General features: G+C 63.7%; 20 protein-coding genes. 10 read left to right on the forward strand and 10 right to left on the reverse strand.

Translation table 11 applies throughout. The features are described from left to right. Positions 1-3 precede the first annotated feature (3 nt). The 9 genes from CEQ44_RS15375 to CEQ44_RS15415 are packed head-to-tail and all read left to right on the forward strand — an operon-like array spanning position 4 to position 9,427. Positions 4-2,325, forward strand: a complete 2,322-nt coding sequence (locus CEQ44_RS15375) for a hypothetical protein (RefSeq protein WP_088183573.1) — start codon at positions 4-6, stop codon at positions 2,323-2,325. A gap of 5 nt (positions 2,326-2,330) precedes the next feature. After that, entirely contained in the window at positions 2,331-2,696 is a 366-nt protein-coding gene (locus tag CEQ44_RS15380; RefSeq protein WP_254913682.1) for a tail fiber assembly protein, read from the forward strand. A 27-nt stretch (positions 2,697-2,723) separates the two neighbouring features. Beyond that, a complete protein-coding gene (locus tag CEQ44_RS15385) occupies positions 2,724-6,011 on the forward strand; it encodes a tail fiber domain-containing protein (protein WP_088183569.1) in 3,288 nt (1,095 codons plus the stop codon). Then, positions 6,011-6,445: a hypothetical protein gene (locus CEQ44_RS15390; RefSeq protein ID WP_088183568.1), complete on the forward strand. Its 435-nt coding sequence runs from the start codon at positions 6,011-6,013 to the stop codon at positions 6,443-6,445. Before CEQ44_RS15385 ends, CEQ44_RS15390 begins: the two co-directional genes overlap by 1 nt. A gap of 39 nt (positions 6,446-6,484) precedes the next feature. Continuing rightward, entirely contained in the window at positions 6,485-6,961 is a 477-nt protein-coding gene (locus CEQ44_RS15395; RefSeq protein WP_088183567.1) for an endolysin, read from the forward strand. Beyond that, positions 6,958-7,236 carry a hypothetical protein gene (locus CEQ44_RS15400; protein ID WP_088183565.1) on the forward strand — a complete coding sequence of 93 codons (279 nt, stop codon included), beginning with the start codon at positions 6,958-6,960 and terminating at the stop codon, positions 7,234-7,236. Before CEQ44_RS15395 ends, CEQ44_RS15400 begins: the two co-directional genes overlap by 4 nt. Continuing rightward, on the forward strand, positions 7,236-7,448 hold the full coding sequence (locus CEQ44_RS15405; protein ID WP_088183564.1) for a hypothetical protein: 213 nt from the start codon (positions 7,236-7,238) through the stop codon (positions 7,446-7,448). Before CEQ44_RS15400 ends, CEQ44_RS15405 begins: the two co-directional genes overlap by 1 nt. A gap of 42 nt (positions 7,449-7,490) precedes the next feature. Beyond that, positions 7,491-8,039, forward strand: a complete 549-nt coding sequence (locus CEQ44_RS15410; protein WP_088183563.1) for a hypothetical protein — start codon at positions 7,491-7,493, stop codon at positions 8,037-8,039. Continuing rightward, the gene (locus tag CEQ44_RS15415) at positions 8,036-9,427 is read left to right on the forward strand and encodes a hypothetical protein (RefSeq protein ID WP_088183561.1); all 1,392 of its coding nucleotides are present in this window, start codon (positions 8,036-8,038) and stop codon (positions 9,425-9,427) included. The genes CEQ44_RS15410 and CEQ44_RS15415 overlap by 4 nt, the downstream gene beginning before the upstream one ends. A gap of 146 nt (positions 9,428-9,573) precedes the next feature. Here the strand turns inward: CEQ44_RS15415 and CEQ44_RS15420 are convergent, their stop codons facing one another. From CEQ44_RS15420 to CEQ44_RS24505, 5 genes are all read right to left on the reverse strand, one after another. Further along, positions 9,574-10,794 carry a recombinase family protein gene (locus CEQ44_RS15420; protein WP_176400281.1) on the reverse strand — a complete coding sequence of 407 codons (1,221 nt, stop codon included), beginning with the start codon at positions 10,792-10,794 and terminating at the stop codon, positions 9,574-9,576. Further along, positions 10,784-11,017: a hypothetical protein gene (locus CEQ44_RS24500; protein ID WP_176400280.1), complete on the reverse strand. Its 234-nt coding sequence runs from the start codon at positions 11,015-11,017 to the stop codon at positions 10,784-10,786. Before CEQ44_RS24500 ends, CEQ44_RS15420 begins: the two co-directional genes overlap by 11 nt. Further along, on the reverse strand, positions 11,014-11,667 hold the full coding sequence (locus CEQ44_RS15425) for a hypothetical protein (protein WP_088183557.1): 654 nt from the start codon (positions 11,665-11,667) through the stop codon (positions 11,014-11,016). Before CEQ44_RS15425 ends, CEQ44_RS24500 begins: the two co-directional genes overlap by 4 nt. Beyond that, on the reverse strand, positions 11,664-12,044 hold the full coding sequence (locus CEQ44_RS15430) for a hypothetical protein (protein ID WP_140419307.1): 381 nt from the start codon (positions 12,042-12,044) through the stop codon (positions 11,664-11,666). The genes CEQ44_RS15425 and CEQ44_RS15430 overlap by 4 nt, the downstream gene beginning before the upstream one ends. 149 nt (positions 12,045-12,193) lie before the next feature. Continuing rightward, complete coding sequence (locus CEQ44_RS24505; RefSeq protein ID WP_176401078.1) at positions 12,194-12,361, reverse strand: hypothetical protein; 168 nt, start codon at positions 12,359-12,361, stop codon at positions 12,194-12,196. Positions 12,362-12,437: 76 nt separating this feature from the next. Between CEQ44_RS24505 and CEQ44_RS15440 the strand changes: the two genes are divergently transcribed. Further along, positions 12,438-12,935, forward strand: a complete 498-nt coding sequence (locus tag CEQ44_RS15440; protein WP_088183551.1) for a hypothetical protein — start codon at positions 12,438-12,440, stop codon at positions 12,933-12,935. 86 nt (positions 12,936-13,021) lie between these two features. Here the strand turns inward: CEQ44_RS15440 and glgX are convergent, their stop codons facing one another. Genes glgX through CEQ44_RS15470 form a run of 5 tightly spaced genes read right to left on the reverse strand, consistent with a single transcriptional unit; the run spans position 13,022 to position 22,323 of the window. Further along, positions 13,022-14,893, reverse strand: coding sequence for a glycogen debranching protein GlgX (gene glgX, locus CEQ44_RS15450; protein ID WP_254913681.1), 1,872 nt, complete (start codon positions 14,891-14,893; stop codon positions 13,022-13,024). Continuing rightward, entirely contained in the window at positions 14,890-16,338 is a 1,449-nt protein-coding gene (gene glgA / locus CEQ44_RS15455) for a glycogen synthase GlgA (protein ID WP_088183752.1), read from the reverse strand. Before glgA ends, glgX begins: the two co-directional genes overlap by 4 nt. Positions 16,339-16,346: 8 nt before the next feature. Beyond that, positions 16,347-17,606 (reverse strand): glucose-1-phosphate adenylyltransferase, encoded by a 1,260-nt coding sequence (gene glgC, locus CEQ44_RS15460; protein WP_088183550.1) that lies wholly within the window; start codon positions 17,604-17,606, stop codon positions 16,347-16,349. Positions 17,607-17,655: 49 nt separating this feature from the next. Then, complete coding sequence (gene glgB, locus CEQ44_RS15465; protein ID WP_088183548.1) at positions 17,656-19,818, reverse strand: 1,4-alpha-glucan branching protein GlgB; 2,163 nt, start codon at positions 19,816-19,818, stop codon at positions 17,656-17,658. An 18-nt stretch (positions 19,819-19,836) separates the two neighbouring features. Next, the gene (locus tag CEQ44_RS15470) at positions 19,837-22,323 is read right to left on the reverse strand and encodes a glycogen/starch/alpha-glucan phosphorylase (protein WP_088183546.1); all 2,487 of its coding nucleotides are present in this window, start codon (positions 22,321-22,323) and stop codon (positions 19,837-19,839) included. Positions 22,324-22,407: the final 84 nt, after the last annotated feature.

The following is a 22,407-nucleotide window of genomic DNA, read 5'->3' on the forward strand; positions in this document are numbered from 1 at the left end:
CCCATGGGTAAATTCGTTCGCACCGCCGCGCTGGTCGTCGGCGCAGCCGCTCTGGTCGCCACCGGCATCGGCGCAGCGGCGGGCGCTGGCCTGATCGGCGCATCGATCACCACGGCCGCGGGTGCGACCGTCGCAGGCTTTGCAGGCGTGGCAGCGTCCACCTTTACCGCCGTCGGCGCGATCGCGGGCGTGGCGGCGTCTCTCGCGTCCCTCGCCGCCGGACCTGTCAAGCCCAAGACGTCGCTGGGCGGTAACGCCACGAAATTCACGATCGATAAGGAAAGCGGCGTCCCCTATGCGATCGGGCGAACCTATTCGGCTGGCCGGGTGATCCATCGCCAATATTATGGATCGAAACAGGAATTCGAAAGCTGGGTCGCGGTTCACAGCCTTGGCCCGATTCGCGGCTATCAGACCTTCGAAATCGAAAATGCGCCGGTCACCTTCAGCGGCGGCGAAGCGACCGGCACCTATCATGGATTTATGTGGTTGCAGGAGCAGCGGGGCCTGTGCCCCGAAGCGATCGCCCTGCCCGGCCCGCTGATGACATTTCCCGGCTGGGATGCCAATTCCAAGCTATCAGGGCTGGCGGCCGATCTGTGGACCCTGCGATGGGACAGTAAGGGCAAGAAATTCCCGAACGGCGTTCCCAAGCGCGGGCGCGTGCTTGAAGGCGTGCTGGTTTACGACCCGCGTCAGGACAGCAGCTATCCCGGCGGCTCCGGCCCTTGCCGCATCGATGACGAGAGCAGCTGGGTCTATGATGGTCCCGACCCTGGCGGCATCCCGGCGGGCGAAAACCCCGCGTTGCACGCGCTGAGCTGGGCCTATGGCCGAATCCAGAATGGGCAACTGGTCGCGGGCGGCGGCCTGGCTTTGGAGGGCATCTTCCTCCCGCCCTTTGTCGACTGGGCGAATGTCTGCGACGCCAACAAATGGCGGGCCGGCGGCATCGTTTTTACCACGGCGGACGACAAGTGGGACGTCCTCAAGATGATCGCCCAGGCCGGAGGCGGAGAGGTTATGCCAGTTGGCGCGCTGCTCGGCTGCACCTTTTCGGCGCCGCGGGTTTCGATCGGGACGATCACGTCCGACGACATCGTGGGCGAATGCGATGTGCCGGCGACGGTGGCGCGGCGCGATCGTATCAACGCGATCATACCCAAGATCCGGCTGGAAACCCATGATTGGGAAACCGTCCCGATCGATGTGGTGCGGATCGACGACTATGTCACGTTTGACGGCAAGCGGCGCACGCGCGAGGTCCCCTATCCGCTCGTGCAGCAGGCGGATCAGGCGGCAGAACTGGCCGCCTACGACATCCTCAATGCGCGCGAGCTTGACCCGATCACCCTCCCTGGCAAATTTTACCTGATCGACTATCTGCCCGGCGACTGCCTGACGGCCGACATCCCGGAGGCCAATCTGATCGATCGTCCTGTCCTGTTGCGCAATCGCGATATCGGGATGGATGGCACGATCACCCTTGCCTGTCGGACGGAGACGGCGGGCAAGCATGATTTTGCGTTGGGCCGCACCGGCACGCCGCCGCCGACGCCCGATCTCAGCATCCCTGGTAGCGACATCGTCCCGCCAGATGCCGGGGCCTGGTCGCTGGTGGCGACGGCGATCGGCACCGCCACCAGCTTCATCCCCGCCCTGGTGGTCGAGGGCGCTGTCGATAACCCCAATGCCGAAGCCGTGCTGTTCGAACATCGCCTCTATGTGCCGGGGCAGGCGGAAAATGCAGGATGGGTCGGCAATGCGGTCGAGCCGCCGACGGTAACCCGCAAGCAGATCGTCAATGTCATGCAGGCCAGCGAGTATGAGGTCAGCATCAGCTATCGCGTCGGCGGCGTCATCGGCGACCGTCTGATCCTGGGGCCGGTCACCACCGCCGATCTTCAGGTGGAGCATCTGGCGGATGATACCGTGTCGACCGAAAAGGTCGTGGACAATGCGATAACCGACACGCTTGGGGCTGCCAACGGATCGACCATCACCTGCACCGGCATCGGCAATTACCTGGAGGTGGTAGCGTTCGACTTAACCATGGCGCTGGCGGGTCGCATCATGCTGGATGCGACCATGGCTATCACCTTCGCGTCGGGGCAAAGCTGGGCCTACAGGCTGATATTGTCGATCGGCGGCACGGACCTGCCGGTATCATCCGGTAGCGGCAATGTTGACCATCATGTGCCGGCGACCGGGTTTCTCGACATCGCCGCCGGGACCTACGAAGCGCGGTTGGAGGTGGCGGGCACCTCTGGCGTGTCGATCAACGGAGGCGCAGCAACCCTGCGCGCTCTGAGGGCCTATAAATGATGTGGATGATCGGTCTGCCAGGCCATCCGCCGCGGCTCTGCGTGTCAGCGGAGGATCAGGCGCATCGCTTGGCGCGGTCCGGCGAAGCGGTGATCGCCGCGCCCGCCGCCGGCGACTATATCATCAGCCAGGACGGACTGTCCGTGATCGCGACGGCGCCAGCGCCTTCGGCCGCCTGGGCGCAATTGCGCATGGAGAGGGACGCCCGCCTGGCCCGTAGCGACTGGACCCAGTTGGCCGATGTCCCGCTTGCTCCCGATCAGCGGGAGGCCTGGTCGCAATATAGGCAGGCGCTGCGCGACCTGCCCGAACAGGCTGACGGCGACCCCTCTGTCATAGCATGGCCGCCGGAACCCGGCGCAGCAGCCTAAAAGATTTAGCTCAGAAAAGGACTAGACATGACCCTGGCGGGACTTTCCCCCGCTGGCGCGCTGATTGTGCGTGCCGGCGAGCCCTTTGCGCTGCAAGTGGGCTATTCCGAAGAGAATGGCGACCTGTCGGACCTGACCGGGCGCACCTTCGCGCTGGCTATTCGCTATACCGACCAGACGCAACCGATCCTGGTCATCGACGCCGAGCTGGACGCCCTGGCGCGCACGGCCGTCGCTTTAGGCACGGCCGAGCAGGCGAGCCAGATCTATGTGGCGGGCCTCACCCGTCGCCTCTCCTACGACTTCATGGAGGTGACGGGCGGCGCAACCAGCAGCCGCCTGACCGAGCGCGTGGCGGTGGAACCGGGGTCCAACATCGCCGGCAACGTCGTGCCGCAATATATGGACGTGCCGCTGCTGAACGTCACGGTCGCGGCGCAGCGCAAGATCGTGACGGAGCGCGGGCGACCCGGCTTCGGTGCGGAGCGCCGACTATATGATGCCGGGATCATCGATGAGCCGACGCTGGAAAAGATGGACCAGCGCTATCTGGCCGCCGGCGCTGAAAGCGCCCGTCCATTCAAAGAGGCGGCCGAGGCGGCCAGGGATGCGGCGGTGGGCAGCGCCACCTTTGCTGGCGACCGCGCCGATGTCGCGGAAGACGCGGCGGCGCGCGCTGTGGTGACGGAAGGCAATCTCGCCACCACCTACCTGAACTGGTCTGGCGCGCAGCGGAAACTGGCGACCGGATCGATCGCCGATCCTGACAGCTTCGACAAGCTGGGCGGCAAGGTTGGGCCGGGCGGCTATTACAAGCTGGCCCTGGCCGACGGGCAAGAGATACTTCTGCCGTCGGAGGAGCGGGTCCGGGCGGACGTCGCGGCTGCGATCGACACCGCCATCACCCCGCAAAAATGTGGCGCCCTCGCCGATGGCAGCCGCCGTACGATTGCGGATATGCTGAATTCGCCAGAGGCGCCACGGCGCTACACGAACCTTGCGGACGTGAAGGCAGATTATCCCCATGCGACCGCCCTCACTGATCCGTGGGACTGGCTGTGCATCCAGGCCGCCATCAACACGGGCGACGACGTCGCATTCCGCAGCGGCGATTATTGGGTCGGCGAGAAGCAGATCATCTCCACCATCGCAGGTCAGAGCTTCTACGGCATGTCGGGCCTGGGCGCGAGCGCGAACGAGCCTGCCGTCGGTGGCGCGTTCATCCGGTGGAGCCCGCCGGCGAACAACACCAGCCAGCCTTGTTGGCACGTGCGCACGAGCCGCCAGCGCTTCGTCGGCATGAAATTCTGCGGCGATGAGAACTCCCCCGACAATGTCGCGATCATGGTGCAGAAGAGCGGCAACAGCGACGATATCGACGTGTCGTTCCTGATGAACCAATTTTACGACGTCTATACCGGCATCAAATGCTACGGGCGCGGCCTGCTCGCCGATCTCAACCAGTTCAGCCATGCCAAGAGTGGTTTTGCGATCATCAGCGACTGGCCGCAGACCGGCGTCGAAGGGTCGGAGGGCGAGATCGATCCGCGCTATGCCGGACGAGCGCTTCGGATCACGCGCAACCGCCTGCATGCGAGCGGGACGCTGCTGAATATTCGCAACTACATCGCCCGCAGTGCGTGCGTCTCGCTCAACCATATGGATTTCGGCAACCAGCTGATGGTGGTCGATACTGACTTCGCTGAGGGCGGCTGGCGTCACGGCGATATGACGGGCAACATCGCCGACCTTTGCGGCAAAACGATCATCGTCTTTAACCCTGGCACCCGGTGCATCGGGCTGAATGTTAATGGAGGCTCCTTGGGCGGAGCGACCACCGCAACGGTCGATGGCGCTGCCAAGCGGCCTGCTGCGATCCTGGAGCTTGATGGATGCGTCGAGATCGACGGCGTGACCCTCAACGATGTAAACCTCCACGACACCAGCGCCAACGTCATCCAGATCAACAATTCCGAGGGCCGTGACGAGATCGTCGCGAAGAATGTTGGGATTAAGGGCGGCACGATTCGCGGCATTGGTCAGTCCGGCTCCGCACGATCGCTGATCACATCGGTCTTCGACATCGACGGCCTGGTGATCGATCCGGCGTCCGTGTCAGCGCCCGGCCCTTCCTTCATCGCCCTAGCGCGATCGGTTGGCCCCAAGACGTTCAGCAGCATATCCCTGGGCGCGGCGTGCGCCATGTCAGCCTTTCGCACCTTTTCCACGGTCAACATCGCCGGTGTGGTCGAAGGCGTCGAAAAGCTCGCGGATGGATATCTGCGCCATTACATGGGATCAGCCACCCTGTTCGATCAGAATGGCGGCGCATCGCCGGAGGGCGTGGTGTCGGCCGGCCCCGCCTCCACCTTCCGCGATGTGGTCAGCGGCCACACTTACACGAAGACCAACGGGACCGGCCCGACGGGATGGAAGGTCGATCCCCAGTCGGGCGCGAACAGCGATATCACATCGATGACGGGTCTGACGACGATCACCGTCAGCCATCCGACCGGCGCGGCGATCTCCTATATCGATTCCCTGTCCGGCCAGTTCGCGCTGCTCCGCTTCCGAAGTGCCGGCGTCAATTGCTGGGACGTGGGCAAGAATGCCGAGCCGCGCGCCGGCGGCGGCAGTGGCGACAACTGGACCATGCGGCGCGCCGATGACGCTGGCACCCTGGTCACCACGCAAAAGGTCATCCGGTCGAACGGCGAATTCTCGAACGCCGGTAACATCCTGCCAATGACCGACAATGCGCATACGCTGGGCGCCAGCGCCTATCGCTTTACCGTCGCCTATGTCTCCACCGGGGCCATCAACACGTCCGACGAGCGATCGAAGCGCGACATCGGCACGATCACCGATGAGCTGCTGGACGCCTGGGCGGCCGTGGAATGGAAGGCCTATCGCTTCAACGACGCCTATGCGGCGAAGGGCGATGACGCCCGCTGGCATTTTGGCGCGGTCGCGCAGCAGGTCCGCGACGCGATCGATGCGCGGCTGGGCACCGGGGCGGCGATCCGGCTGGGCCTCGTTTGCTACGACGAGTGGGACGAGCAGCCTGAGATCAGATTGCCGGTCATGGCGCGCCGCGAGGTCGAGGACGAAACGGGCCAGCTGATCACCGAAGACTATGAAACCGGGGAAACCTACATCGACACGCCGTATCGCGCCGCGGGCAACCTGTGGGGCCTGCGATACGACGAATGTCTGGTGGTCGAGGCCGCCTTCCAGCGCCGCCGGCTTGATCGCATCGAGGCGATGATTGCAGCCACAGGAAGCGCTGATGTCCAAGGCGCGACGGCGCAGTGATGGACGATACCGGAATCGCGACCGATGTCGCGAAAGTAGCGGCGGGCAGCTTTAGCGCTGGCGGTGGCTTCTTTGCGCTTCGCTGGATCGTCGGGGTCATCACACGATGGTCGGAACGCCGCGCCGCGCGCCTCGACGCGCAGGAAGAGCGCGCGGACCGGGAATGGCAGCAAATCCGGGAAGAGATCAAGCAGCAGCTGGCTGACGCGCTTAAGCGGGTCGGGACGGTGGAACGTCAGAACCTCGCCCTCCGGCGGGCCTTCAATCATGTCGCCGGGGCGCTGCTGAGAATCGAGCCAAAGCACACCGCTCTGGCCGAAGCCGACCATCTATTGGCCGCATCTTTCCCGGTGGATTTCGATCTCGCCATGGCACGCGCGGAGGCGGCCCTCGACCAAGCGCAATCGGCGCCAGCCACAGGGGACGAACGATGAGCATCAAAAGCAGCTGCAATTGAAACAAGGGAGGTTCCGATGACCTATTCACTCGGCGCGAAATCGAATGCGGCGCTTGTCGGCGTGCACCCGATCATCGTGAGCGTCGTGCGCGCGGCGATATCCATCACCGAACAAGACTTTACCGTCTTCGAGGGTGTCCGGTCGCTGGCGACGCAGAAGGAGTATATGAAGCGCGGCGTGACCAGGACGCTCGCGTCCAAACACTTGCGCCAGCCCGACGGGAAAGGCCATGCCGTCGATCTGGTCCCATGGATCGCCGGCCAGCCCAGGTGGGAATGGGAGCCGATCTACCGGATCGCTGTTGCGATGGATAAGGCTGCAACGGCGCAGGGCGTCGCGCACCGCATCCGCTGGGGAGGCATCTGGGATCGGACGATGGCGCAATATGGGACCGATGCGCCGCAGAGCATGAAAGAGGCGGTCGCCGCCTACTGCAAGCGGCATCCTGGCCCGGATTTCATTGATGGCCCGCATTATGAGCTGGTGCCGTGACCGGCTTCCGCGATCCCAAGTTCATCATTGCCTACACGATCATCATCGGATTCGCAGCGGCCTACATCCACAACCCCGACGACACGATGAAGGGCGCGCTGATCGCGGCTTTCGCTGGGGCATGGGGCTATTATCTCGGTTCGAGCAACGGCAGCAATGTCGTGCGGGAGCAAGTGGGCCAGGCGCTCGCTATCGCCGCTGCGGCACAGCCTTCGGCCGATCGCCCTGACGTTGTGCTGAAGCCGGGTGAAACGGCGCAGGCGGGGGATAGGTAATGGGCTTCGGTAAAATGGCGCGCGGCCTCAATAAGGTCGGGCTTGCGCTGGAAGCGACCGGCTACGTCTGGCGCGGTGGCGCTGCATTGTGGCGGCTGGTCCGTGGCCGGCGGTCAGAAGAGCCATCTGCCGATCGCGCGAGCGGCATTGACCAGGCCGATGCCGATTCCGGCCAGCATAGCACCGCCGATCACGATCATCTCCAGCGCTGATAGCAGCCTCCTCATCTTTTCTTCATAGCCAAGGATATCTCCATGACCATCTTTCGATTGGCGTGCGCGCTGGCGCTCGCCCTGTTGGTGACGCCCGGCCTCGCCCAGACTACCGGATCGTCCGTTCAGGCCCCGAACGGCTGGGCGCCGATGCATGCCCCATGCGTCAAGCAGGTCGACGGCACCTGTGTCCCCGTGTCTGCTGCTGCGCCCCTGCCGGTGACATCGGGGTCAGATGGCACCACCGCGCGCAGCTTGCGCACTGACAGCCGGGGCGGACTGGTCCCGGCGCAGGGCGTCGTCGCGTCCACTCGCACGACGCTGACCGCCAGCACTGCGACCGCGATCGAGGCGGGGGGCGTGTCAGTACGAACGCTGGAGAGCATCTTCACCGAGGCCGCGCTGACCGCGAACGTCTATATCTGCACCACGCAGGCCACCAGCTGCTCCGCGGCAATCTATGACTTCCTGATCCCGAGCGGCGCGGGGGCAGGGACCGTCTTCACTCCGCCCTTTGCAACCACGGGGCGGCTCTACGCCTTTTCGACCGGCACTCCGGTGCTGGTCGTCAATAGCTGGACCGCGCCGTGATCCGGCGCGCACTCCTGTGGCTGGCCCTGCTTTCGCAGGCGTTGGCTCCGATCGCGGCCGAGGCGCAGCAGACCGTCAATCGTCCTGTCGTCCAGCGCCAGGTCGGGCTGCGGGCCGGGACGGCTGTCGCTATTCTGCGCACAGTCCCGATCAGCGCATATGAGGCGTATGTTATCGCGCCGCACGCGACGCTGGGCGCGGTGGCGTTGCACCTTATCTACGGCAATGGCACCAATCCCGTCGATCAGACGCCTGCGGATAGTCTGGGCGCGCCGTTCGGCGGGTGGCGCATCCAGGGCTTCCGCACATTGCCGTCGGTCGCGAGCAACCCCGTGACGGAATATAGCGAGATCATCTATTCGGGCGTCGGCAGCCAGGAGTATGCGATCAACGTCAATAACGTCTATGGGGGCACCTATCATGGTGGCCTGAACAGCTATGTTCAGACCGGCCCGGATATGACCCAGGCAGCGATGCTGCCAGCGATGCAGCTCGATCATACTGCGACGATCAGTTGGACCGGCGGCGAGGTGGCGCAACTGACTGGCGGGCTGGAGTTCCTTAGCCAGGGCGTCACGCGGACTACACACCGCATGGTTGCACCCCACAACACCCTGACCGTCGCGCTGGCATTGTTTCAGTTAAGCCCGGCCTACACCCGCGCATCGACGGACCTTGGCGCGACCTGGGCCGATGTCAGCGCGGGCGGCTATTACGACACTTCGGCGGTTAATGAGGTCTGGTGGCGCAACCCGACGACCGGGACGATCGCCAAGGTGTTGCTCGATCGCGCTGGCGCCACCAATTTCGAGGAAAGCAATTTCGACGTCAGCGTAAGCCGCGTCAAATATCGCGCACGCTTCGACACGCCTTCGAGTGGCAATTTCGGTGACCAGACGGTGCGGGCCACCTACAGCTTCGCCGCCAGCGAGCCAGACCCAATACCGTCGTGGTCCCCCTTCACAGACAGCTTCAACGCCAGCAATCCGAGCCAAGCCGGATCGCCGCTGGGCTGGACGCGCGTTAGTGCGCCTGCCCCGAACTCCGTCGTGTCGGGCGGCAATTGGACCGTCACGGGCCTTTCCGGGTCGCTGCAGCGGTTCGTTCGCGACGCTCCGCTCCCTCCTGGCACCTATCATCTCGATGTCGATTACAGCACGGGAGGCGCCTACAGCGCCGGGGGGGTCAAGATCGCGATCACGTCCGACGGATCGGGCACGGGCGCAATCGTCGCGACCAGCAGCTTCAATTCCGCATCGCCGACAACCAAGACGATCGATTTTGTGGTGCCGACCGGACAATCGGGCTACATCACATTCGAAGCATCGACCACGCTGGCGCGGTCATGGACTGCAAGCGAATTGCGCGTGACGGGGGCGCCAGACTAGGTTCATTCATGCTCGGCTACAGCAAAAACCCGCCGACGATCAGGAACGCCAACACCCATAGCGGAACCCATATCCATGGGCGGGCGTCGCCTTTGACGTGCTGGCGTTGCCGGGCAGCTGAGGCCTAAGGCTATTCTGTCGTAGATTCATGCATCTTTCAGAATCGTGCGCGCTGTCGGCATTACCCTGCCCATGGTTGCCGATTGCAATGCAGCGCCGCTCCGCAATTGTATGGTCATCTCGTCCCCCATGATGTCGATGCGATCAATAAGCCGCGATAGGGCGCCGGTCAGCGATCCGGGGCGGCCGTCGACCGCTATGACATAACCTACGGCCGCAACAGCCGTCACGACCGCATGCTCCAGTTCCGCCGCCCGAAATCTGTCGCCAGGACTGGAGCCGACGCCATAGCGCTGGCGTGATGGGACATAGTAGCGATGCGTCGTCCGCGCGCGTCGACAGATGATATGGATCATGCTTGCTCCATGTCGATCATGGAGCAATGGATAGAGAGGGGCTTCCGCCGGTAGGCGCAACGCCGGACGGCGTCGGCGAGACATTTTGTCAATCGCATCGGCAGCCTTATCCCATTCACGCGCTGTAACGATAGGGGGGTGGATTCCAGGCAGGAATTGCCCTTTGTGCGGCAGGTCGCCAAGGTAGAGGCGGTTGCGCAATATGCGCATGACCTGCCAGCCATTGATAGACCGACCCCATGTGTTAAGCGCGCCCATGCGCGTTATCTCGTCCGCTACTTCCTTCGCCGATCCCATCGTCGGGTAGCGGCGGAAAATGTGGCGCACGAACCTTGCCTGATCCTCATTGACCGTAAGGATCGAATTGGCGACGTGATAACCATAGGGCGCCGGTCCCTGCCAAAGCCCCCGCGCGCGTGCCCCGGCGAACCAGTCCTTTAGCCGCTCGCTTGTCAATTCGCGTTCGAATTGGGCAAAGGAGAGCAGGATGTTGAGCGTCAGGCGACCCATGCTGTTGGCGGTGTTAAACGCCTGTGTCACCGCCACAAATTTGACGCCGTGGGCCTCCAAATGCTCGACCAGGCCCACAAAATCGCGAAGTGAGCGTGACAGGCGATCGATCTTATACACGACGATCATGTCGACCTGCCCCGCCTCAACCGCGGCAATCAGATTTTGCAAGGCCGGGCGGCGCAAGGTGCCGCCCGAATATCCCGGATCGTCATAATGCTCCAGGAGGGTGGTCCATCCCTCGCCCGCCTGACTGGCAATGTATTTTTCGCAAAGGTCGCGCTGGTTTTCGATCGTACCCAACTGGACGTCGGCCCGCTCCTCGGCCGACTTACGGGTATAGATGGCGCAGCGCGTCGCGCGCCCTTGGTTACTTGCCAAGCTGTCCCGCCACATGGGCGCGAACATCTTGGGCCAACGCCCGCAGCAGGCCGGCCTGTTCGTCCAGATCATCGGCCAATTCGGCATATAGCGTCGGCGGCCCCTCCGACTGGCCCGCTGCCCAGCGCTGCATCGTGCGCAAGTTGATGCCTTTCTGCCGCGCCATCTCGGAGATCCAGCGTGGGCCATAAAGGGCCTCGCCTATACGATGGAGTAGGCTCATTGGTCAGTCTTCCTTGCTTGTAGCAGGGCGGCCAGCACATGATTTGCGCTGCTGTTGCGCCATGTGATCCACCACGCGGCGTTGCGGATGTGCTGCAATTCGATGAGCGCCGAGTTGAGCAGGTCGATCGCCGTGTTTCCAGGATCGGCGGATCGCAGCGCATCGGCGTGAGATAGGGCGTCGGCGATCATGTGATCCCGGATCGCATTAGCCCACGCCAGTTGTTTCGGCGATCCGATGAGCGGCGGGAGCGGTACAATGCGTGTCGATCTGCGAGTGATCTTGGGGCGGGACGCTATCCACGCAATTGCCGCCCTGCGACGAATCGCTGCCTGCCGCAGTTGAGTGAGCCGGGGGATCAGCTTATGGATTTCCTCCCACCGCGCGGCCGGGATCAGCCAGTCCCGATTGCTTGCCCCATCATAACGATGGTGCGCCCAGCGGACAGCGCCCAACGGACGTATGATCTGGAGCATGCCCGCTTCCGGGCGGACGACGATTGTTCTCCATAGCACGACCGGAAACAGCCAAGCCCCAGCCTCATCATGGCCTGCCGACCAATCTGCAAACCAGGCGCCATCCTCATGGCGCTGTTGGTTCATGTCGCCGCGCGGGGCGGCGACATGAAATCTGGCGTTGATCGTGCTCATTTGCCACGCGTCAGGGCAAAGACGGTGGCGGAGGACTTACTGCCGCCAGCAGCATCGATCCATGCCTTAGCGGTTTCGACCTGCCCCAAAACCTGCGAAAGCTTGTCCAGACCGTCCGAAAGGCTGGCCATGGCGACTTCCCATTCCGGCGTCACGAAACAGCAGTTGGCTAATATTGTATCGCCAGCGCGGACTTTGCCCAGGACGATATTGCGAATAAAATCTTCAACCGAGGCGGTTCTGATGCTGTCTGCCCATGCCACCTGCTTTTCCGATCCGGTCAATACCGGAGCATCCACGATTTCGACTTGATAGCCGTTGATGCTGGTGACGCCGTCGGCGGCGGTGCGAGTGATTGGGTTGATCTTGATCTGCATTTCGGCCTCCATGCCGTTGTTGGATGCGGCCTATCGCCGCTTCCATGTCGTATTATTACGACATCAAATCACAGCCGTCAACCGAAATATGCAACAGGAAACCAATGTGGAGGACGCCGGCGCCGAGCCATTTAATGCCCGTCCAAATCTCATCCCTTACCACCGAAATTCCACCAGTCTGTATTGGCCCTGTGGTGCATCGGGCCGCCGCCCTTCGGCTTATCCCTTTTCCGCGCCTTCGCATCCGCGCGGGACTGGTGAAAGAAAGTTGCTACCAACTGCTCATTCGCGCGTCGGCGCTCGTCATCGCTATCCATCCCCTTTGTTCGCGCTTCGTTCGCGATTCGGTCAAGGGCCATTGCGACCAGCCGAGCGCCGGCCTATGTTCTCAACATGTTCCACGGTTCGACATTCCTGGCCATTGGCGGCGCTGACTATCCGAACCACCGGGGCCGGGAGCGGCGCGCCGAGATCGCGCAATGTCGGCCGGGCGACCCGCTGACCTTCCGCCGCCTGCGCGGTCCGGCCGGGGGCAAGCGATCGGTTGGCGTCTATTCAGAGCGCGGCGTGCAGCTGGGCTATGTCGACCCAGACGACCTGGCCCAGATGCCCGGCCTCGCCTCCATCGGCCGGGCCATTTTCCAGAGCGCTGACACCTGGGGCTGCGTCATCAGGGCCACCGCCGACGGTTCGACCCCGGTCATGCCGCCGCCCCGCGCCCAGCCAAAACTGATCGTGCCGCCGCGCCCGCCACGCGATGAATACTGCGACATCTTCGCCAACAGAAATCAGTCAAAGATCAGTAGGCCTCCCCCCTCGCCTACTGACGTCCGGTCCATTTCTACAAATTCACCTGCCCCGCAGGCGGCCATCCGTGAACAGAAGGGGTAACATGTAGAAATGGGCGTTGAAAAATAGGAATAATCTACCGACTTTTAATCAGTAGGTCGCTGGTTCGAACCCAGCTGGACTCACCATCATCGTTCCGGTCGCATCAGCGCAACGGAGCGGCCGCCCATTTCGATAGCAGCGTCCGCCACATGAAAGCGGCAGGGTTCCGCATCGCCATTGACGCAGATCGCAAAGCCACTGGTGCGATAGCGCAGCGTCAGGCGGCGGCGCGCCGGGTCTTCCCACTGGTCCACGGTCAGCGCCTTTCCATCCTCGTCCAACCATTCGACGTCCACGTCGGACAAGAGCGTGACGCCGCGCAGATCGGGCGTTTCCGCCCGCAGCGCCGCCAGCGCAAAGCTGTGCGCCTCAAGATCGCGGTCGCGTGCCTCCCAGTCGATCCACCCGATCGCATTGTCCTGTGCATAGGCGTTGTTGTTGCCTTGCTGCGTCCGGCCAAACTCGTCGCCCGCCGTCAGCATGATCGTACCGCGCGACGCGAAGAGGGTCGATAGCAGCGCCTTGGCGTCGCGGACCCGCGCGGCCTGCACTGCCGGGTCATCGCTCGGCCCCTCAACACCGTTGTTCCAGCTGAAATTTTCGCCATGACCATCGCGATTCTGTTCGCCATTGGCGTCATTGTGCCGCTGTTCGTACGCGGTCAGGTCGGCCAGGGTGAAGCCGTCATGGGCGGCCAGAAAGTTGACGCTCCGGGTCACGCCGTCGCCGAAAATATCCGACGATCCGGCCAACCGAGTGGCAAACGCGCCCAGCGTCCCGGCATCGCCACGCCAGAAGCGGCGCATATCGTCGCGATAGCGGTCGTTCCATTCCAGCCAGCCACCGCCAAAATTACCCAATTGATAGCCGCCCGGCCCGATGTCCCAAGGCTCGGCGATCATGATGCGGTCGGCCAGCAGCGGATCGACGCGCATATCCTGCAACAATGGCGCGGCCGGATCGAACCCATCCGCCATCCGCCCCAGCGCCGGGCCAAGGTCGAAGCGGAAACCATCCACGCCCGCCTGCGCCACGAAATGGCGCAGCGAATCGAGGATCAGGCGGCGCGCGACCGGCGCGTTGCAGGCGATGCTGTTGCCGGTGCCGGTATCGTTGATAAGGTCTCCATCGGCGTCGTGGCGGAAATAGCCGCGCGCATCCAGCCCGCGCAGCGACAGGGTCGGCCCCTGTGCGTCGCTTTCGCCGTCATGATTATAGACCATGTCGAGGATGACGCCGATGCCCGCTGCGTGCAGCGTCGCCACGGCGCTACGCAGTTCCGCCATGCCGCCGGGCGCCAGCCGCGGGTCGATCGCGAAATAGCTGACCGGGTTATAGCCCCAATAGTTGGTGAGGCCGAGCGGCCCCAGATGCCGCTCGTCGATCCAGGCGTTGATCGGCATCAACTCGATCGCCGACACATGCAGGCTTTGCAGATGCGCGATCACCGCCGGATGGGCGAGCGCGGCGATGGTGCCGCGCTGCGCTTGCGGGACGTCAGGATGCAGCATCGTGAAACCGCGCACCTGCACTTCGTAGATCAGCCCGCCCGGCGCGAAGCGGGGCGGCTCCGGCGGCAACGGTTCGACGGCCGCCGCAACGACGCCCTTGGGCATCAGCGGCGCGGTGTCGCGCCCCTGCCCACGCAGGGCGGCCAGCGCCGGATCATAGTGGACCGCCCGGTCGATCGCCGGGGCATAGGGATCGAGCAGCAGCTTGTCGGGGTCGAACCACAGGCCCGCGTCCGGATCATAGGGGCCATCGGCGCGCAGGCCGTAGCGCGCGCCCGCGCCGACGCCCGCCGCCTCGACATGCCAACAGCCGTCCGCATCGCGCAGCATCGGCAGGCGGGTTTCGCGATCTTCGCTGTCGAACAGGCAAAGCCATAATTGGCTCGCATCGGGGGACCAGACGCAAAAGCGCGTGCCGCTTGGCCCCACCAGCACGCCCGGCTTCACGCCGCCTCCGCGATCAACGACCGATACAGGTCCGTATATTTCGTCGCACTGTTGGTCCAGGAAAAGTCGGCGCGCATCCCCGCGCGCTGCATCGCCTGCCACGCCGCCTTGTCGCCATACAGGTCCATCAGCCGGTTGATCGCGCCATGCAGCGCCAGCGGATCGGACGGCGCAAATACGATGCCCGTCGCCGCGCATGCGCCCACCGCGGCTTCATTGGCGTCGATCACCGTGTCGGCCAGCCCACCGACCCGCGCCACCACCGGCACGCAACCATAGCGCAGCGCATAAAGCTGGGTCAGGCCGCAGGGTTCGAAGCGCGAGGGGATCAAGATGGCGTCGCCGCCCGCCTGCATCAGGTGCGACAGCGGCTCGTCATAGCCGATCTGCACGCCGATCCGCCCGCGATGCCGGTCCGCCGCGCCCAGCAGCGCGCCTTCCAGCGGGTGATCGCCCGATCCCAGCACGGCCAGCTTACCCCCCAGCGCGACCAGATGCTCGGCCGCGTCGATCATCATGTCCATGCCCTTCTGCCAGGTCAGGCGACTGACGATGATGCAGATCGGCGCAGCGTCATGATCCAGCCCGAAGCGCCGTTCGAGCGCGCGCCGGTTCGCCGCCCGCCCGGCCAGCGCCTTCATGCTGTAGGGCTTGGCGATCAGGACGTCGGTCGCCGGGTTCCAGATGTCGGTATCGACGCCGTTCAAGATACCGTGCAGCCGATCGACCCGGCCATTGATCAATCCGTCCAGCCCCATGCCATGGACCGGCGAGCGGATTTCCTGTGCATAGCTGGGGCTGACCGTGGTGATGGCATCGGCCGAAACCAGGCCTGCCTTCAGATAGCCGGTGCCGCCATAATATTCGACGCCGTCCACGCCCCAGGCTTCGGGCGGCAGGCCAAGGTCGGGAAAGATGCCCGCGCTATACCGGCCTTGGAAAGCGAGATTGTGTATCGTCACGACCTTGGGCACCGCCGCCGCCGGGCCGAAACGCATATAGGCGGCGGTCATCGCCGCTTGCCAGTCATGGACATGGACGATGTCGGGCCGCCAGCCCTTCACTCCGTCCGCGGCGATATCCGCCCCTGCGCGCGACAGCGCGGCGAAGCGTCGCCAATTATCGCTCCAGTCATTACCGCCATGATCGCCATAGGGGCCGCCTTCCCGCGCGAAAAAGTCCGGCGCGTCGAGAACGAGCAGGTCCAGCCCATCGACCGTAGCGGCCAGCACGCCGGCGCTCGCGCCAAACAGATGATCGTAGCGGCGCACCGCCTTCGCCTTGCCCAGCCGGGCGATGACGGCGGGATAGCCGGGGATCAGCGTGCGCACCTGCACCCCCTGTCCGGCCAGCGCGCCGGGCAGCGCGCCCGCAACATCGGCCAGCCCCCCGGTCTTTATCAGCGGATAGATTTCGGACGCGACCGACAGCAGCTTGATCGTCATGGCGCGGGTCAGGCCACCAGCCGGTCGATCATCGGCTGCGTCACCAGGCATATGCCGCTGTCGGTGCGGCGGAAACGCTGCGTATCGTCTTCGGGATGTTCGCCGATGATAAGGCCCGGCGGGATGATGATCCCAGAATCCAGCACGCATTTATGCAGCCGCGCCCCGCGCCCGATCTCGCAATCGGGCATGATGACGCTGTCCGTCACCGACGAGAAGCTGTGGGTGCGCACGCCCGAAAAGAGCAGGCTGCGATGGAGCGAGGAGCCGGACACGATGCACCCGCCCGCCACGAGCGAGGATGTGGCCGAACCGCGCCGCCCGTCCTCGTCATGCACGAACTTGGCGGGCGGAGTGACTTCCGAATAGGTCCAGAGCGGCCAGCTGCGGTCATAGAGGTCAAGCGAGGGCACGACGTCGGTCAGGTCGATGCTGGCCTGCCAATAGGCGTCGATCGTGCCGACATCGCGCCAATAAGGCTCCAGCTCGCTTTCGGCGCGCACGCAACTGCTGGAGAAGCGATGTGCGACGGCTTTGCCGTGCTTGACGATATAGGGGATGATGTCGCCGCCGAAATCGCGCTTGCTGGTGGGATCGTCGGCGTCGCGGCGCAATTGTTCGATCAGGAATTTGGTCTGGAAGACGTAGATGCCCATCGACGCCAGCGCCATGTCGGGCTGGCCGGGGATGCCCGGCGGGTCTTTGGGCTTTTCGATGAAGGCGGTGATGACGTCCTGCTCATCGACATGCATGACGCCAAAGCCGACCGCCTCCATTCGCGGCACCTCCAGGCAACCGACGGTGACGTCAGCGCCGCTGTCGACATGCTGTTGCAGCATCAGCTCATAGTCCATTTTATAGACATGATCGCCCGCCAGCAGCACCATATATTCGGGCGCATAGCTTTCGATGATGTCGATATTCTGGAACACGGCGTCGGCTGTGCCTTCATACCATTGGCTTTCCGATACGCGCTGGCTGGCTGGCAAAATGTCGAAACTTTCGTTGCGTTCGGGGCGCAGAAAATTCCAGCCGCGCTGCAAATGCCGGATCAGCGAATGGGCCTTATATTGCGTCGCCACCCCAATGCGACGGATGCCGCTGTTCAGCGCATTGGACAGAGCGAAGTCGATGATCCGCGCCTTGCCGCCGAAATGGACGGCGGGCTTGGCGCGCTTGTCGGTCAGTTCGGCCAGCCGACTGCCGCGGCCGCCGGCCAGCACATAGGCCATGGCGTCACGCGCGATCGGCTGATGTCTCGTCTGCATTAAGCCTCTCCTTGCGTTGCCCGCGACTGCCTGCACGCGCCGTCGGTGTTCAATAATCCAGTTCCAGCATCAAGGTTGCAAAGGGCGGGATGGTGATGTTGGCCCAACCTTCCTCGTCCGCCTGCACCTGTCCCATATTGCCCGCGCCGCCGCCGCCATAATCGGCCGCGTCGCTGTTCAATATCTCGCGCCAGCGCCCGCCCGATGGCAGCCGCATACGGTAACCGTGCCGCAGCATCGGGGTAAAATGACTGATGATGACGATCGGGCGAACGCCCGGCGCGCGCCGTTGCCAAGCGAAGATGGAATCTGCCGCGCCATCGACCAGCACCCATTCGAACCCTTCCGGCTCGCAATCGCGCTCATGCAGCGCCGGGCGGGACCGGTAGAGGTGGTTGAGATCGGCGATGAGCTTCTGTATGCCCAGATGCGGCGCATGGTCGAGCAGATCCCAGTCGAGCGCGCGCTCTTCGCTCCATTCGCCGCGCTGAGCAAATTCCTGCCCCATGAACAGCAGCTTCTTGCCCGGATAGCCCCACATGAAGCCATAATAGGCGCGCAGCGTCGCGAATTTCTGGGCATCGTCGCCCGGCATCTTGTGCAGCAGCGACGCCTTGCCATGCACCACCTCGTCATGGCTGATCGCCAGCACGAAATTTTCGGTGAAGGCGTAGAGCAGGCCGAAGGTGATGTCGTCATGATGATGGGCGCGATGCACCGGGTCGCGCTGGAGATAGCGCAGCGTGTCGTGCATGAAGCCCATATTCCACTTGAACCCGAAGCCGAGGCCGCCGGTGTGGACGGGTTTCGACACGCCCGGCCAACTGGTCGATTCCTCCGCGATGGTCATGACGCCGGGATGCGCGCCATACAGCGCCTTGTTCATCTGTTGGAGGAAGGCGACCGCCTCCACATTTTCCCGGCCGCCATGGTCGTTGGGCACCCATTCGCCGGGCTGGCGCGAATAATCGAGATAAAGCATCGAAGCGACGGCATCGACGCGCAGCCCGTCAACATGATAGCGCTCGGCCCAGAACAGAGCATTGTTGACCAGAAATTGCGACACTTCGCGCCGCCCGAAATTATAGATGGCGGTGTTCCAGTCAGGGTGGAAGCCCTTGCGCGGGTCGGCATGTTCGTAGAGCGCCGTGCCATCGAAATGCGCCAGCCCATGCTCGTCGGTGGGGAAATGCGCCGGCACCCAGTCTAGGATCACGCCGACCCCGGCCCGGTGCGCGCCATCGACGAAGCGCGCGAACCCGGCCGGATCGCCGAGCCGCGCGGTCGGCGCATAGAGGCCCAACGTCTGGTAACCCCAGCTGGGATCATAGGGATATTCGCTGATCGGCAGGAATTCGATATGGGTAAAGCCCATGCCGACGACATAGGGGATCAGGCGATTGGCCAGTTCGTCCCAGCTGAGAAATTCGCCCTGATCGTCCAGCTGCCACGACCCAGCATGGACTTCGTAGATCGACACTGGCTGGCGGCGCGCGTCGGTGGTGCGCCAATAGTCGCGATGCCGGTCGTCGCCCCATTTGTGATCCAGCGGCGCGGCGACGATCGATGCGGTGGAGGGCCGCAATTCGCTTTGGAAGGCATAGGGATCGGCCTTGAGTGGCAGGCGCACACCGTCCGCGCCGATGATCTCGAACTTGTACGCGCTGCCCGCCCCGACTTCGGGCAGGAAAATTTCCCATAGACCCGCATCGGCGCGCCGACGCATCAGCCCGCGCCGCCCATCCCAGCGGTTGAAATCGCCTACCACCGACACGCGTCGCGCATTGGGTGCCCAGACCGCGAAATGCGTGCCCCCCACACCTTCATGGGTCATGACATGGGCGCCCAGCTTATCGAACAGGCGGCCGTGCGATCCTTCCGCCAGATAATGATCGTCCATCGGCCCCAGCACCGGACCGAAGCCATAGGGATCGATCATCGCATAGCTGCCGCCGTCGCCGAAGGTGACGAGATAGCGCAGCGGCTGACGCTTGCGGATCGCGACCGGGCCGAGGAACAGCCCGTCGCCATGGACCTGCGCGAGATCGCCGACAGCCTTGCCGTCCAGCGTCTGCGCCGTCACGCTGACCGCTTCGGGCATGAACAGGCAGGCGGTGAACGCCTTTCCGGCCGGATGCACGCCAAGCGTGGCGAAGGGATCGTCGTCAAGGCCCGTGACCAGCCGGTCGATCTGTTCCGGCGTCAAGGCCACCCTATCTCTCGCTCACGCTCATGGCGCGATCTTCCAGATGTCGGCCGCATATTCGCGGATCGTGCGGTCGGACGAGAACCATCCCATGCGCGCGACATTGTGGATCGCCTTCTTCGCCCAGAGCGACTGGTCCATCCACAGCGCATCCACCTGCCGCTGGGCCGCTGAATAACTGTCGAAGTCGGCGGCGACCATGAACCAGTCATGGTCGTAAATGCCCTGCACCAGCCCCTTGTACCGGTCCGGGTCGTCGGGCGAAAAGACGCCGCTGGCGATCGCATCAAGCGCCTGGCCCAGTTCGCGGCTTTGGCCGATCACCTGCTTGGGATCATAGCCGCTGGCGCGCTGCTCATTCACTTCCTGCGCGGTCAGGCCGAAGATGATGATATTATCCGCGCCCACATGATCGCGCATTTCGACATTGGCGCCGTCCAGCGTGCCGATGGTCAGCGCGCCATTGACTGCGAACTTCATGTTGCCGGTGCCGGACGCTTCCATGCCCGCAGTCGAAATCTGTTCGGAAAGGTCGGCGGCGGGGATCATCACCTCCGCCATTGAGACATTGTAATTGGGGACGAACTGCAACTTGAGCAGCCCCTGCACCGCCGGGTCGTGATTGACCGCGCGGGCGACGTCGCCGGCCAGTTTGATAATCAGTTTTGCATTGTGATAGCTCGACGCCGCCTTGCCGCCGAACAGCTTGACGCGGGGCACCCAGTTCTTTTCCGGGTGCGACCGGATTTGATCATAGAGCGACACCGCCTCCACGATGTTCAGCAACTGCCGCTTATATTCGTGGATGCGCTTGATCTGGATATCGAACAAAGCGGCGGGATCGATCCGCGCATTGAACCGCTTGCGCAGCAGGTCGGACAGGGCGGCTTTATTGGCGCGCTTCACCGCGACGAACTTTTCCTGAAACGCGCTGTCGTCGGCAAAGGCGTCCAGGTCGCGCAACGCTTGCGGATCGTCCAAGAAGCGGTCACCGATAGCCTCGCGGATGAGGCCGGTCAGGCCCGGATTGCACTGCATCAGCCAGCGGCGGAAGGTGACGCCGTTGGTCTTGTTGTTGATCCGCGTCGGATAGAGCGTGTGCAGGTCGGCGAAGACCGTGACTTTCATCAAATCGGTATGCAGCGCCGATACGCCATTGACGCTGTGCGACCCGGCAAAGGCGAGGTTGCCCATGCGCACGCGCCGGTCGCCGCCCTCGTCGATCAACGATATCGTGCCGATCGCGTCGTCCGTGAACTGGGCCGACCCGTCTTCCTTTTTAAGACGGCGCGCTTCGCCCAGCAATTTGCTGTTGATCGCATAGACGATCTGCATGTGACGGGGCAGCAGCCGTTCGAACAGCGGCACCGGCCAGCTTTCCAGCGCTTCGGGCAGCAACGTATGGTTGGTGTAGCTGAAGGTGCGCCGGGTAACCTCCCACGCCTCGGCAAAATCGACGCCATGATCGTCCAGCAGGATGCGCATCAATTCCGCCACCGCTACCGCGGGATGGGTGTCGTTGAGCTGGATCGCCGCCTTGTCCGGCAGCGTCAGGATGCTGCCGAAATATTGGATGTGCCGCCGGACGATGTCCTGGAGCGAGGCGGAGGAGAAGAAATATTCCTGCCGCAGCCGCAATTCCTGGCCCGCAGGCGAAGAGTCGGCGGGATAGAGGACGCGGGTCAGCGATTCCGCCCGGTTGCTTTCGGCCAGCGCGCCCAGATGGTCGCCGGCATTGAACTTGTCGAGCAGGATGGGATCGATCGGCTGCGCTTCCCACAGGCGCAGCGTATTGACCCGCTTGCCGCGCCAGCCCGCGATCGGCGTGTCATAGGGAGTGGCAATCACCCGCTCGGCCGGCCGCCAGCGCATCTGGTGCGGTCCGGCTTCCTCCCCCTCGGCCGGATCGACCCGTCCGCCAAAGCCGATCTCATAGCTCGCCTCGCGCCGTTCGAACTCCCAGGGGTTGCCGTGCGCCAGCCAGTTTTCGGGCAGTTCCACCTGCCAGCCGTCGCTGATCTCCTGCCGGAACATGCCGTTCACATAGCGGATGCCATAGCCATAGGCCGGCACATCCACCGTCGCCATGCTTTCCATGAAGCAGGCCGCCAGCCGTCCCAGGCCGCCATTGCCCAGCGCCGCATCCGGTTCCAGCGCGGCGATGATGTCGATGTCGACCCCCAGCGAGGCGAGCGCCAGCTGCAATTCGTCCAGCATTTCCATGTTGGATGCAGCATCGCGCATCAGCCGGCCGATCAGGAATTCCAGGGACAGATAATAGACCCGCCGCCCTTCTTCCTCATAGGTTTTCTGGGTGGAAGTGATCCAGGCGTCGATCACCCGGTCGCGGATCGCCAGAATGACCGCGTGGAGCCAGTCATGCGGCTTGGCCGCCGCCGCATTCTTGCCGATGCGATAGGTCAGCCGCTCGACAATCTCATGGGCCAGGACTTCCGGGTCCACCTGCCGCGGCGCGGGTATGGGAAGTTTGGTCTGGCCCTTAAGATTCACAGGCGCGGTTCCCTTCGCTGAGTCGAGTATGATGATGACACAGCCCCCCGCGCCACGCCATGCACATTTTTGCAGCGCAGCAAG

It is taken from the genome of Sphingobium sp. Z007, from assembly GCF_900013425.1.
Taxonomy (GTDB): domain Bacteria; phylum Pseudomonadota; class Alphaproteobacteria; order Sphingomonadales; family Sphingomonadaceae; genus Sphingobium.